Annotated in this window: 8 protein-coding genes and 2 pseudogenes; 3 read left to right on the top strand and 7 right to left on the bottom strand. The window is 70.1% G+C overall.

What is annotated here, in order from left to right:
- Window positions 1-82: 82 nt before the first annotated feature.
- On the bottom strand, window positions 83-1,963 hold the full coding sequence (locus ACZ7M3_RS44340; RefSeq protein ID WP_472071447.1) for a SpoIIE family protein phosphatase: 1,881 nt from the start codon (window positions 1,961-1,963) through the stop codon (window positions 83-85).
- Between the two features lie 87 nt (window positions 1,964-2,050).
- Here ACZ7M3_RS44340 and ACZ7M3_RS44335 point away from each other — a divergent pair, with 87 nt between their 5' ends.
- The 3 genes and pseudogenes from ACZ7M3_RS44335 to ACZ7M3_RS44325 all read left to right on the top strand — a co-directional run.
- Window positions 2,051-6,301, top strand: coding sequence for a HAMP domain-containing protein (locus ACZ7M3_RS44335; protein ID WP_472071445.1), 4,251 nt, complete (start codon window positions 2,051-2,053; stop codon window positions 6,299-6,301).
- Window positions 6,298-7,014 (top strand): response regulator, encoded by a 717-nt coding sequence (locus tag ACZ7M3_RS44330; protein ID WP_472071443.1) that lies wholly within the window; start codon window positions 6,298-6,300, stop codon window positions 7,012-7,014. The genes ACZ7M3_RS44335 and ACZ7M3_RS44330 overlap by 4 nt, the downstream gene beginning before the upstream one ends.
- 692 nt (window positions 7,015-7,706) lie before the next feature.
- A pseudogene (locus ACZ7M3_RS44325) lies at window positions 7,707-8,012 on the top strand (hypothetical protein); the annotation flags it as partial.
- Window positions 8,013-8,268: 256 nt separating this feature from the next.
- Here the strand turns inward: ACZ7M3_RS44325 and ACZ7M3_RS44320 are convergent.
- The 6 genes and pseudogenes from ACZ7M3_RS44320 to ACZ7M3_RS44295 all read right to left on the bottom strand — a co-directional run.
- A pseudogene (locus ACZ7M3_RS44320) lies at window positions 8,269-8,567 on the bottom strand (thiamine pyrophosphate-dependent enzyme); the annotation flags it as partial.
- Window positions 8,564-9,745 (bottom strand): LLM class flavin-dependent oxidoreductase, encoded by a 1,182-nt coding sequence (locus tag ACZ7M3_RS44315; RefSeq protein ID WP_472071441.1) that lies wholly within the window; start codon window positions 9,743-9,745, stop codon window positions 8,564-8,566. The gene ACZ7M3_RS44315 and the pseudogene ACZ7M3_RS44320, both read right to left, overlap by 4 nt.
- 104 nt (window positions 9,746-9,849) lie before the next feature.
- On the bottom strand, window positions 9,850-10,782 hold the full coding sequence (locus ACZ7M3_RS44310; RefSeq protein WP_472071439.1) for an arylamine N-acetyltransferase family protein: 933 nt from the start codon (window positions 10,780-10,782) through the stop codon (window positions 9,850-9,852).
- A 5-nt stretch (window positions 10,783-10,787) separates the two neighbouring features.
- Window positions 10,788-12,035, bottom strand: coding sequence for an FAD-dependent oxidoreductase (locus tag ACZ7M3_RS44305; RefSeq protein ID WP_472071437.1), 1,248 nt, complete (start codon window positions 12,033-12,035; stop codon window positions 10,788-10,790).
- Between the two features lie 5 nt (window positions 12,036-12,040).
- Window positions 12,041-12,559 (bottom strand): PaaI family thioesterase, encoded by a 519-nt coding sequence (locus ACZ7M3_RS44300; RefSeq protein ID WP_472071435.1) that lies wholly within the window; start codon window positions 12,557-12,559, stop codon window positions 12,041-12,043.
- Entirely contained in the window at window positions 12,556-13,317 is a 762-nt protein-coding gene (locus ACZ7M3_RS44295; protein ID WP_067375947.1) for a beta-ketoacyl-[acyl-carrier-protein] synthase family protein, read from the bottom strand. Before ACZ7M3_RS44295 ends, ACZ7M3_RS44300 begins: the two co-directional genes overlap by 4 nt.
- Between the last annotated feature and the right edge of the window lie 98 nt (window positions 13,318-13,415).

Raw genomic sequence — 13,415 nt, 5'->3', positions numbered from 1 at the left:
CACTCCTCGGGGGAACCCTCATCTGTCCGGGCGGGACAGGGGCGGCGTCCGGCCTTGGCCGAGTGTCCGGCAGCGGGCGGCCTCATTCCCGGCGTCGCACCCGAGCGGCCCCCGGCACCGGTGCGGGCATCGGGAGCGCCTCGAGCACCAGCACCGCGAGGTCGTCGTCGACCGGCCCTGTGTCGAAGTCGTGTGCCACCTGCCGTACGCGTTCCGCGACCGCCTTGGCGCCCAGCCCCACGCAGCCCCGAAGCAGCTCGGACAGGCCGTCGTCATCGTCCAACTGCCGGTTCCCGCTGCGGCGTTCGGTCACGCCGTCAGTCACGCAGAGCAGCGTCTCGCCCGGCACGAGGTCGAAGGAGTTGGCGTGGAACTGGATGTCCTCGCCGATTCCGAGCAGCATCTGCGGGTCCGCTACGGGCGCCACCGAGCCGTCGACGGACAGCCGCAGCGGCAGCGGGTGCCCGGCGCTGGCGAGCGTGCAGTGCGCGCCGCCCGCGACCGGGTCGGGCTCCAGCTCCCCGTAGAGCAGGCTCAGGAAGCGGGGCCGGGCCTGCTCGCCGCTGAGCGCCACGGCCTCAGCGCTCTCCTCCGCCATCGCGGCGTTCAGCTTCCCGAGCACCGATGCGACGCCGTGGCCCTCGCGTGCCAGCAGCCGCACCAGGTGCCGGGCCAGGCCGGTGACGGACATCGCCTCCGGGTCGTGGCCGCACACGTCGCCGAGCAGGAAGCCCCAGCGGCCGTCTCCCATCGGGAACAGGTCGTAGAAGTCGCCGCCGACGGTCTGGCCCTGGCCGTGCGGCTCGTAGACGATCGCCGTGTCGACGCCCGGGATGCTGGCGAGGGAGGCGGGCAGCTGCCTGCGCTGGAGCGCCCGGCTGATGGTGGTCTGCCGGGTGTACCGGCGGGCCGTGACCACCGCCTGGGCTACACGCCGCGCCACGTCCTCCGCGAGCCGCACAACACCGTCGGCCATCTGCAGCAGGCCTGCCCGGCCGAGCAGCAGCACGCCGTGGCAGCGGCTACCCGTGACGAGGGGGAAGGCGATCGCGGAGCCGCCCGCGCCGCCCGTGTCCGGGCCCTTTGGCCAGGGCCAGGGGATACCGGTCGTGCCGAGCCTGGCGGGCGGCGGGTCCTTCTCCAGCACGAGGCGTAGCGCCTCGATGCACCGTTCGTCCGCGTGCCAGACGCAGGAGAGCCGCATTCCGCCGTTCTCGGTGGACAGCCACACGCCGCACCAGTCGGCGAGCCTGGGCACCAGCAGCTGCCCGGCCAGAGCGGCGACCATGTCCTGGTCGAGCTGGCCGGCGAGGAGCTCGCTGACCTCGGCGAGGAACGACGGCCCTCCGCGGTCGACCCACTCGGCGGTGCCGTCGCGGCGGTCGTGCGGCGGGGAGGTCGCGAGGATCTCTTCGACGTACGTCTCGCGGTGGGATGTCCCGTCGAAGGGGCCGTCGGCCGTCTCGGGCTCCTCGGCCGTGGTCTCCAGCCGGAACCACACGGCCTTCTGGTCGCGCCGGTACGTCACGCCCCACGATTCGGCCCGTGCGCCGACGACCTGGAGTCCACGGCCGTACCGCTCGCGCCATGCGTCCTTCCCGCCGCGCACCACGCGGGAGGGGTGGCGGTCCGCCACCTCGATGACGACCCCGACAGGCTCGTCCACGTCGAGGGGGGACGAGGCGGGCGGGCCGTGCCCCGCCTCCAGGCGGCAGACGACCTCGATCGTGGTACCGGCGTGCACGACGGCGTTGGTGACGAGCTCGCTGACCAGCAGCACGGCGTCGTCGACGAGCCGGCCGGTGATCTTCGGTGAGGCGGGAATCGCCGGGTCGGTCCATTCGGCGAGCACGGCGCGCACGAACGCGCGTGCCGCGGAGGCCGCGGAGTCGTCGGCGGGCAGGGTCGTCCGCGAGACGAACTTACGCGGATGAGAGGGCAACGACCCCACGGGCGACTCCATGACGTTTCCTGTGACGTTAAACTCCTGCTATGTGACGTATTTTACGATAAAGCACCCATGTGATGCGATTACTGAGAGTGGGCTGCCATGACACTCGACTCGGCCCCACCTCCCGCTTCCCCCGCCCCGCGCTCCCCGGAATCCGCCGACCGGCCGGGCTCCACCCCGGACGGGCACTGGGTGCGCACCGCCGAGCTGTGGCCCTTGCTCGGGGCAATGAATTCGTTGCGTGACGGCGATTTCACCGTCCGTGTGGAGGGTGTGCATGAAGGCGTCCTGGCCGAGATGGCGGGGGTGCTCAACCAGATCGGCGCGCGGAACGCGCATCTGGCTGCGGAGCTCCAGCGGGTGCGCCGCGAGGTCGTGCGCCAGGGCAGACTGGACGAGCGGATCGCAGCGAGCCCCGGGCAGGGGGCATGGGCGACGAGCGTGGACGCGACGAACCAGCTCGTGGAGGCGTTGGTGGCTCCGGTCGCGAACGCGACGCGGGTGCTGGACGCGGTCGCGGCCGGTGATCTGACGCAGCGGGTGGATCTTCGCGACGGCAACCGCCAACTCCGCGGTGACCTGCGGCGCCTGGGGTGCGTGGTGAACCGGATGGTCGACCAGCTGTCCCTGTTCACGGGCGAGGTGACCCGGGTCGCACGTGAGGTCGGGACCGAGGGCCGGCTCGGCGGACGGGCCAAGGTGCAGGGCCTGTCGGGCGACTGGCATTACGTCACCGAGGCCGTCAATACCATGGCCGCGCGGTTGACGGCACAGGTGCGCGACATCGCGGTGGTGACGACGGCGGTGGCGCGCGGCGACCTGACCCAGCAGGTGACGGTCGAGGCGACCGGCGAGCTGCTGGAGCTGAAGCTCACCGTGAACACGATGGTGGACCAGCTTCGGGCGTTCGCGGACGAGGTCACGCGCGTCGCCCGCGAGGTCGGCACGGAAGGGCAACTGGGCGGACGTGCTCAGGTGCCCGGTGTCTCCGGGGTGTGGAAGGACCTCACCGACAACGTCAACTTCATGGCTTCGAACCTCACCTCGCAGGTCCGCAACATCGCCCAGGTGACCACCGCTGTCGCCAACGGCGATCTCAGCCAGAAGATCACCGTGGACGCAAGGGGCGAGATCCTGCAGCTCAAGAGCACCGTGAACACCATGGTCGACCAGCTGTTGGCGTTCGCGGACGAGGTCACGCGCGTCGCCCGCGAGGTCGGCACCGAGGGGCGGCTCGGCGGACGTGCTCAGGTCCGCGGCGTCTCCGGGGTGTGGAAGGACCTCACCGACAACGTCAACTTCATGGCCGACAACCTGACCTCCCAGGTCCGCAACATCGCCCAGGTCGCCACCGCCGTCGCACAGGGCGACCTCGGCAAGACGATCACGGTGGAGGCGAAGGGCGAGATCCTGGAGCTGAAATCGACGATCAACACGATGGTCGACCAGCTCTCGGCGTTCGCGGACGAGGTCACCCGCGTCGCCCGCGAGGTCGGCACTGAGGGGAACCTGGGCGGCCAGGCGCAGGTCCGCGGTGTCTCCGGGGTGTGGAAGGACCTCACCGACAACGTCAACTTCATGGCGCTGAACCTCACCTCGCAGGTTCGCAACATCGCGCAGGTGACCACCTCCGTCGCGAACGGCGACCTGTCGAAGAAGATCGATGTCGACGCCCGCGGCGAGATCCTGGAACTGAAGGACACCGTCAACACGATGGTCCAGCAACTGCGGGCGTTCGCGGACGAGGTCACGCGCGTCGCCCGCGAGGTCGGCACCGAGGGGCGGCTCGGCGGACGTGCTCAGGTCCGCGGCGTCTCCGGGGTGTGGAAGGACCTCACCGACAACGTCAACTTCATGGCCGACAACCTGACCTCCCAGGTCCGCAACATCGCCCAGGTCGCCACCTCCGTCGCGCAGGGCGATCTGTCGAAGAAGATCGATGTCGACGCGCGCGGCGAGATCCTGGAGCTGAAGACCACCATCAACACGATGGTGGACACGCTCTCCTCGTTCTCCTCCGAGGTCACCCGTGTCGCCCGCGAGGTCGGCAGCGAGGGGCAACTGGGTGGCCAGGCCCGCGTCGAGGGCGTCTACGGAACGTGGAAGCGGCTGACCACCAGCGTCAACGAACTCGCCTCGAACCTCACCACCCAGGTCCGCGCGATCGCCGAGGTCGCCAGCGCCGTCACCCAGGGAGACATGTCCCGCGCCATCTCGGTCGAGGCACAGGGCGAGGTCGCCGAGCTGAAGAACAACGTCAACCTCATGGTGGCCAACCTCCGCGAGACCACCCGCGCCAAGGACTGGCTGGAGTCCAACCTCGCCCGCATCGCCGGCCTCATGCAGGGCCACCGCGATCTCGTCGAGGTCGCCGACCTGATCCTGCGCGAGCTGACACCCCTGGTGAACGCGCAGTTCGGGGCATTCTTCCTGACCGAGGCGGCCGCCAGGCCGGGCGAGGGGCTTCAGTTCATCGCCGGCTACGGCACCGACGCGGCCAGCGGGAGCGGCCCGCTGCTCGACTCCGGGACTCCGGGCCGCGGGCTGATCACCCAGGCCGCCCTGGAGAAGAAGCGCATCCTCATCGCCGACGTCCCCGCGGACTACATCACCATCAAGTCCGGGCTCGGCGCCGCACTCCCGGCCAACGTCGTCATCCTGCCGATCCTCTTCGAGGACCAGGTACTCGGAGTGATCGAGCTGGCCTCGTTCAGTAGATTCAGCGACGTACACCTCGCCTTCATCGACCAGTTCGTCACCACCATCGGCGTCTCCATCAACACCATCATCGCCAACTCCCGAACCGAGTCCCTGCTCTCGGAGTCCCAACGCCTCACCACCGAGCTGCGCAAGCGCTCGGATGAGCTCCAGCGGTCCAATGCCGCGCTGGAGGAGAAGGCCGCCCTGCTCGCCACCTCCTCGCAGTACAAGTCCGAGTTCCTGGCCAACATGTCGCACGAGCTGCGCACCCCGCTCAACTCGCTGCTGATCCTGGCGCAGTTGCTCGCCGACAACCCGGACGACAGGCTGTCCGACCAGGAGGTGCAGTTCGCGGCCACCATCCACCGTGCAGGCTCCGACCTGCTCCAGCTGATCAACGACATCCTCGACCTGTCGAAGATCGAGGCGGGCCGGATGGATGTGCGCCCGAAGGCCTTGCCGCTGGTCAAGCTGCTGGAATACGTGCAGGCCACGTTCCGCCCGCTGACCCTCGACAAAGGCCTGACCTTCGAGGTCACGGTCGGCGAGAACGTGCCGAGTGAGCTGCTCTCGGACGAGCAGCGCCTCCAGCAGATCCTGCGCAACCTGCTGTCCAACGCCGTGAAGTTCACCTCGTCCGGCGGCGTGGAACTGCGCGTCGAGCGCGTGCCGGGAACGAAGTTCGAGGACCGGACGCTGCGGAACGCCGGGACCGTCATCGCGTTCTCGGTCAGGGACACCGGCATCGGCATCCCGCCCGAGAAGCTTTCGGTGATCTTCGACGCGTTCCAACAGACCGACGGGACTACCAGCCGCAAGTACGGGGGCACCGGGCTCGGGCTGTCCATCAGCCGCGAGATCGCCGGGCTGCTCGGCGGCCGCATCGTCGCCGAGAGCGAACTGGGCGTCGGATCCCGCTTCACCCTCTACGTTCCGTCGCGCCACCCCGGCGTCCCCCCCGAGCCCGACCCGGCGGCGCCGCGGACCACGGCCACCACCCCCGCTGCGCTCCTCGGACAGGCCGGACCGTCGCCGTCCGCTGCCGACTACGCGCCGTGCGGCGTCTTCGGCGGCGCGGACAGTCTGATCGGCAGGGGAACTCCGGAGGCCGCCGACGGCCGCGACGACACCTGGCCGGAGACGACACGGCTCAAGGAGTGGCTGAGCGGGCGCCCCGGCCGCGTGCTGGCAGGGCGCCGCATCCTCATCGTCGACGACGACATCCGGAACGTCTTCGCGCTCACACATGTGCTGGGCCGCGTCGGCATCACCGTGAAGTACGCCGAGAACGGCCGTGAAGGCATCGAGGTCCTCGACCGGTCTCCCGACATGTCGCTGGTCCTGATGGACATCATGATGCCCGAAATGGATGGATATGAGGCGATACGGGCCATCCGGCACACGCCCCGCCTCGCCGACCTGCCGATCATCGCGCTCACCGCCAAGGCCATGCCGGGCGACCGCGAGAAGGCGATCGACAGCGGCGCCTCCGACTACGTCCCCAAGCCCGTGGACGTGGACCGCCTGCTGACGGTCATCTGCGACCTGCTCGACCCGCAGGACGCCCTACCGGCATCGGAGCCAAGAACCGCGGAAGAACCACACACCGTCGAGAAAGACGAAAAAATCCCGCCGAGGCAGAAGCCATGAGCCCGACCACACCCGAGAAGGCCAACATCCTGATCGTCGACGACATGGAGGAGAACCTGGTAGCGCTGGAGGCCGTACTCGGCTCACTCGACCAGCAGTTGGTACGCGCCCACTCCGGAGAGGAGGCCCTCAAGGCGATGCTGCGCCAGGAGTTCGCGGTCGTGCTGCTCGATGTCCTGATGCCCGGCATGGACGGCTTCGAGACCGCCGCCAGCATCAAGCGCCTGGACCAGACCAAGGACGTTCCCATCATCTTGCTGACCGGGACCGACGCCGACACGGACTACATCTACCGGGGATACGCGATCGGCGCCGCCGACTTCCTGACCAAACCCTTCGACCCCTGGCTGCTGCGCACCAAGGTCAACGTCTTCCTGGACCTGCACCGCAAGAACCGCCAGCTCGCCGCCCAAGCGGAGCAGCTGCGGCGGCTGCTGGTCGGTGAGAGGACGCCAGCGGAATCGACGGGACCAGCGGGATCCGCAGAACCCGTGGAAGCCACGGGAGATGCCCTGGACAAGCCCCGAGGAGGGACCACAGGCACCGGTGCGGCGGCGGACAGCGGCGAGCGGCTGGCGGAGATCACCGAGCGGCTCGCCCAGATCGAGCTGCAACTGCGCGACGCCGAAGGAACCGAGTCAGCCGAGCTCGCCGACCGCATCGCCGACCTGGAACGTGCCGTCAGCACCCTGCAGGTGCGCCGGGACACCTGACCTGCGTATGCACGTACCTGCCGGGGCCTCGCAACCGATCACGGCCCCGCCCCGGCCGGCTGCCGCGCAGGTCGGGCGCGTCGGCTTTGCGGGCAGGTCCCGCACGATCCGTGGGTGGGGGTGGCGGGAACCCTGCATACGCGATGAACACGTCGAACCACTCGCGGGCAGAGGCCAACGAAATTGAACCGCTGACTTGTACCGGCTGAGTGGCGCGTGGTCGGGTTTGCTGCCCGTAGCGTGCTGCAGGGCGCCGACCGGAGTGGCTCGTGAACCGCTTGCCGAAGTCTGGCTTTCCCGGGGTGTGTTCTCCGTCCGGCGCTCGTCCGCGGCCCGACTCGACAGAGGCGTGACTCGGGCTTTCTTGGTGCCACTGCGTGTCCACCGGCGCTGCGAGAACGCGATGTTCACCGTCAGCAACGAGATCGCGTACGACGGGATGATGGTCCACGGGATCGGCGACCAAAGCGAGTTCGGCCCGTTGCCACGCAGCTTCTGGTGGGACGTGCACACCGGACGCTTCGGCGTGTCCGAGTTGCTGGACCGGGGGGTGACCCCGATCCTGTCCGGCCGCGACGCCGACAAGTTCCGCGCACTGGACGGCGCGGCAGCTGTGATCAACTGCGCCGGGCCGTTCCCCGCGACGGCCGCACCGGTCATCGAGGCGGCGCTGCGCGCACGGACCGCCTACCTGGACGCCGGTCGACGAGCGAGGGCGGTCGGCGCAGACCTTCCTCGTCGACGTCACCGTCCGCGCGAGCGGCATCCGGCGTCGTGCGGTCGCCCGCGGACAGGACATCTACGCCGTCACCGCGCCCCTCGTCGTCGAAGCGGTCAGCCAAGTCCTCATGGGACAGGTCAAGACGGTCGGGGTCGCCGCACGCGGCGAGATCTTCGATGCGCACACATTCCTGCGCTCACTGGCTCCGCACCACCTCTCGTGCGAGCGCGGTGAGGCCGAGGCCGAGGGGAAGGAGCCCCTCACTCCTGGGACTTGAGGTTCTCCTGGCGGCCCGTTCGCGACCAGCAAAGGCGTGAAATCTACGAGGCTGTGCCTGGCGCACCGTTGAGCACGTACGGATCGATGGCTCGGACGCGGTCGGGATTCGTGGCGGGCATACCGGCGGCGAGAGGGCCAAGTTCCGGCGCTGTTCCGTGGGCAAGGGCCTGGGCGGGCTCCGCCCCGGTATGCGGACATCCGCGAACGGGATGAGCTCTCTTTGGTGAGCCTTGTCTGTTCCTTCTGCACGCCAAGGCGACGCCGTGCTCACGGTAGCTGGGGAAGACGTGGTCGCCCTCCTGGACGGCCCGGCCCGGCCCGACCCGATCTGGGCGGCTTCCTGGCCGAACGAGGAGGGCCACAGGCCGAGTTCGCCCTGGCGCTGCAGGGAGGTGGCCTCGGCGTCGAAGCGACGGGTCAGCACCATGTCCCGGTACAGACCGCGCAACTCCTGCGGCGCGAGGTCGAGCCCGTACTCCGGGTACTCGGTCCGCTCGCCCTCAGGAGTGAGCAACTGGACGAAGTCCGACTCGGCCGCAACGGTCACCGTCAGCCACCTGCCCGCACGGTTCCGCTGTCCTGGACGGCCTTCTGCTGTGCGGCGAAGGCCGCGCCGAGGAAGGCCTGGCTGCGCTCGGCAGTCCACCGCTGGGACGCTTCGAGGCCGCGCAGCGCCCCGGTGAACCGGGGAGCCACATAGCGGGCGAGGAGCTCGAAACTGCGCTTCGTCTGCTCGTGGGACGCCCAGTCCTGCACGTTGACCAGGAGTCGGCCGAATCCTCCGGTGACCTCCTGGATCTGCTGGATCGTGGCGATGGCGTCGTCCACGGAGCCGATGATCGCGCCCATGTTGTCGACGGTCGACTCCAGCGCCTTCCGGGCGTCGGCCGGGGAGAGCGCGACCGGCAGACCGAGGGTTTCGGCCCAGTATTCGTTGCGGTAGCGGAGCCACCCGTCGAGGACCTGGCCGAAGGCCTCCTCACGGGTCTCCGCGATGTGCAGCGGCAGAGTGACGCGCCATGCGGAGCGGTCCGGGGTGCGCCCGTGCGCCTCGGCGGACTCCTCCAGGTGGAGCCACTGCTCCTTCAGGTCGCTCGGTCCGCTGCCGGGCCGGGGCGCACCGAAGGAGAGCGGAGTGATGCCGTGCTGCCCGGCCAGCCTCATGCTGAACGGTGAGGTCGCGCTGGACAGCGCGACCTGCACGCCGTCCCGCGACCAGGGCCGCAGCTGCAACCGTGCGTCGTTGAGCCGGTACCAACCGTGGTCCACGGTGAGCGGCTCCTCGGAACGCAGCAGGTGCAGCACCGTGCCGAGGGCCTCGGCGGTGCGCTGGCGGGTGTCGGCCGGCGCGATGCCGAGCTGATGCATGTCGGAGGGGAGCGAACCGGCTCCCACGCCCAGGATGAAGCGGCCACGGGTCTGGTGGTCGAGCTGCACGGCACGCGAGGCCACCATGTAAGGGTGGTGGTAGGGCAGGCTGATCACGCCGGTGCCGAGCTTGATGTGCCGGGTGCGCTCGGCCGCGGCGGCGATGAACAGCTCCGGTGAGGGAATGACACCCCAGCCGGCCGAGTGGTGCTCGCCGATCCAGAACTCCTCGAAGTCGAGCTGGTCGAGCCATCCGATCAGATCGAGGTCCCGCCACATGGTGAGGGTCGGATCCTCTCCGAGCGGGTGCAACGGGGAGAGGAAAGCCCCGAACCGGAGGGGCTGTGCGGCTTCGGCTGTCATGTCGTTCCTTTTCCTTCCGGGTGCTTCGGTGCGACAGGCGCTTTGATACGCGGGTGCTTCCGCTGCTCCGCCGCCCGGGCAGGGGGGCGGTAGCAGGCGAGGGTTCACCAGTCGGAGGCCGCTACGGCCGGCGCATTCGGCGCGGCCGGTTTCTCGGCGGCCGCGGCCGGCTGCGGTGGCTCGGCGGCCGCGCGATCGCCGTCCTGGGCGAAGCGCTCGCGCCAGATCCGCCGGGCGCGCGCGGACAGCGGGGCGTGGCCCTCGAAGATCAGGTCCAGGAAGGCCGACGCCTCCTCGACGTTGCGCAGCCTGCGCACCGACTCCACTCCCGGCCTGGCGGTGATCAGCAGGTCGTTGATGACGGTGAGCTTGCCCTCGGGCAGCGTCCGCGCGCAGATCAGGGTGTTCATGATCTGCGAGCGGGAGTCCGGTCCCGACAGGTAGTCCAGGCACTCCTGGAACTCCCCCACCCGGCGCGGCTCACCGCCGAACTTGTACAGCGGCACCCACTGGCCGTCCGCCCCGCGCCGCTCGACCACGTCGCAGTCGCCCTCCACACCCTCGCCGCCCTCGACGCCCGGTGCGGCCGCGATACGGAAGTCCCAGCCGCGCTGCTCGAACTCCCCGTAGGTGTGCGGGACCGGCTCGATGAACGTGTCGTGCGAGAAGCTGACGTCCACCAGCCAGTCCGCCTCGTCCAGGCGGACCTTGAGCAGCATGTGCGCGAAGACCCTGGAGTACTCGCCGTGGTGCGGGCGCCACATGTACGCGCCGAGGAAGGAGACATCGAAGCCGATCTCGCGCAGCACCCGGTGGAAGAGGGTGTGGTTCTCGAAGCAGGCGCCGCCGCGCCGGTCGTCGACGACCTTGGCGAAGAGCAGGTCGTCCTCCAGGACCAGCCTGCTCTCCAGGGCGTCCAGCGACTCGAACGGCACGCTCAGCGCGTGCGCGCGGCAGATGTCGCGCAAAACGTCCAGGGTCGGGGTGAACGGGCCCGCGTAGCCGATGCGCTGGGCATAGGAATCCAGACGGAACACGATGACTACCTCCGGTGCTGGCCGTTGTCCTCGGCCAGGAAGGCCGCGGCGTCGGCGATCAGGGGACGGATCGCGGGCTGGCCGAGGGCGAGCACCTCGAACTCGGGGGCCCGCTCCTCCTCGGCGGCCGCACCGGCGGGCGGCTCCTGCGTGTTGCTCACCTGGAGCGACTGGAAGACCTCGATGAAGGGGCGCCGCAGGGCCTCGTACCGCTCGATGCCCGCGGAGGTGTCGCCGCGCAGCGCGCTGTCGACCATCTCGGCCAGGCAGGCGGCATCCTGGAGCGAGGTGTTGAGGCCCTGCCCGCCGAAGGCGTGCATGCCGTGCGCGCTGTCGCCGACCAGCACGACGTTGTCCAGGTTCCAGGTCTTGGTGCGCACGAAGTGGTGCTGTACGCGGCGGACCTGGTCCCAGTCCTTGATGTGCTCGGCGATCCAGTCGCCGAGCCGGGGCACGACCCCTGACAGCGTCTCGACGAGGAGCTCGACCGGCCCCTCGGTCACCTGCGCCGCGGTCACCGAGTCGGTGATCCACACCAGGACGAGGCCCTCCTCGGCGCGGCGGGTCTCCAGCAGATAGCCGTGCGCTCCGAAGTGCGCGCGGGCCACGCCGTCCCAGTCGGGCGGGCTCGGTACGACGACGTCCAGGTACGAGCCGGTGGAGGGCACCACCTCGGCCGGGATGCCCGCCAGCTCGCGGATCGTGGAGGAGCGTCCGTCGGCGGCGAGCACGAACCGTGCGTCGACGACCAGCCGCTGCTCGGGGGTGACGACGGTGAGCGTGCTGCCGGCACCGTCCCGGCCGCGGGTCAGCGCCTGCGTGTCGGCCTCCCACACCACCGTCACGTTCGACAGCTCGGCGACCTCGGCGAGCAGCAGCCGCACCAGGTCGAAGGAGCGGATGGACAGCGCGTGCGGTACGGGGCTGCCGTCGAGTTCGGCGTAGCGGTAGCGCGCGGCGAGGTGACCGCCGAAGTAGATCTCGGCGCCCGGGATGATACCGGCGCCCTCGGTGAGCCGGTCGAGCAGACCGAGCTGGTTGAGCAGGTGCAGGGTGACGGGCTGGACGATGTTCACCACGGCCGGGGCGCCCGGTGGCGGGCCGCCGGGCGCCGGCTCGGGTCGGCGCTCCAGAAGGGTGACCTGCCAGCCCTTCCGGCCCAGGGCCAGGGCGGCGAGCAGGCCCACCGGCCCGGCTCCCACCACGCAGGCGTCTGCCGCCGTACGGACAGAGGTAGCCGACTCATCAGGCATGGGCTCTACACCTTCTTCTCGGGTTCGGGACTGCGGACGCTGCGGCGCCGCAGCTGACAGGTGATGCGCCCGGTGGCGATGCGCCGCTCGCGCTGGTCGTGCACCGTGACCTCGTACGTCGCCACCGACGTGCCCACGAACAGGGGGGTGCAGATGCCGATGACCGAACCGGAGCCGCGTGCGGCCCGATGGTGGGTCACGGACAGCTCCTGGCCCAGGACCATGCCGCCGACACCGGCCTCCAGGACGGCGGCCAGCGAGCCGAGCGTCTCGACGAGGGCGGCGCTGGCCCCTCCGTGCAGGAAGCCGTAGTACTGGCGGTTGCGGTCCAGCGGGAGGCTGCCCACGATCCGCTGCGGGTTCCAGTCCTCGACGACGATGCCGAGGCTGGTGGTCAGCAGATCGGGCCGGGTCAGCGTCTCCATGTCGAAGGGCGCCTCGAAGACGGCCTCCTGCTCGGGCTGTTCGGTGGGCCGCTCGTCGCCGGTCCGCTTCCCGGGACGGGAATCCACGGGCGCGCTCATGCGGCGACACCCGCCTGCACGCGGCCGGCGGCCACCAGACCGCTGAGCCAGCCGTACTCAGGGGCCGCGGCACCGTCGGGCTCCGTGACGGCCGAGGCGAGCAGCGGCAACCGCTCGCTGCCCTGACCGGCCTTGCGCAGCAGTACGACGGCAGCGGCGTCCGAGACGGGCAGCGCGCCCACCTGCTCCTGGTTCTCCGTCAGCCGTTGCTGTACCGATGCGGCCCGCTCGTTGGCGGCCGTCTCGACGCCCACGATCACTACCTGGTCCGCGGCGTCCGATTCCAGCAGCGAGTCGGCGAGCAGCAGGGCCTGGCCGCCCGGGTCGGTCAGATGGGACAGCGACGTCAACGGGCCGGTGATGCCGTACTTCTTGGTGAGATGGCCGAGGATCGACGTGGTCACCGACTGGAAGAACAGCAGCGGGCTGTGCACCTTCCCGTCGACCATCCGCGCCGTCGCCGTATCGCCGGTGACGGTGTCCCCGTACATGGTGGCGAGCACCATCGCGGTGCGCGGGCCGGCCTGGCCGACCAGGTTGTCCTCGGACGTCGGGTCGCCGAGGCACTCGACGACGGCCGCGTTGACGATCGGGCTGAACCGGGACAGCACGAAGCCGACGACCTTGGGGAGTTCCTCCGCGGCGCCTCCCGGTACGCCCTCGGCCCGCTCGCCCCACGGCGCCAGACACGCGGCGCCGGCGACCGCGCGGGGGCGGACGAAGTCTGCCGCGGCGGGGGTGTTCGTACGTGCGGTCATGCCGCCCTACCTTCTTGAGTGCGTCCTGTGAGTTCGCGACTCTGGGACTGCGCGGGTGGGGCAGGGATGGCTTTCATGCTGGCTGCCTTCGATGGCTC

The organism is Streptomyces sp. NPDC111656 (genome assembly GCF_055656965.1).
The sequence above is the reverse complement of the archived record's forward strand: the minus strand, read 5'-3'. Positions and strand labels throughout refer to the sequence as shown.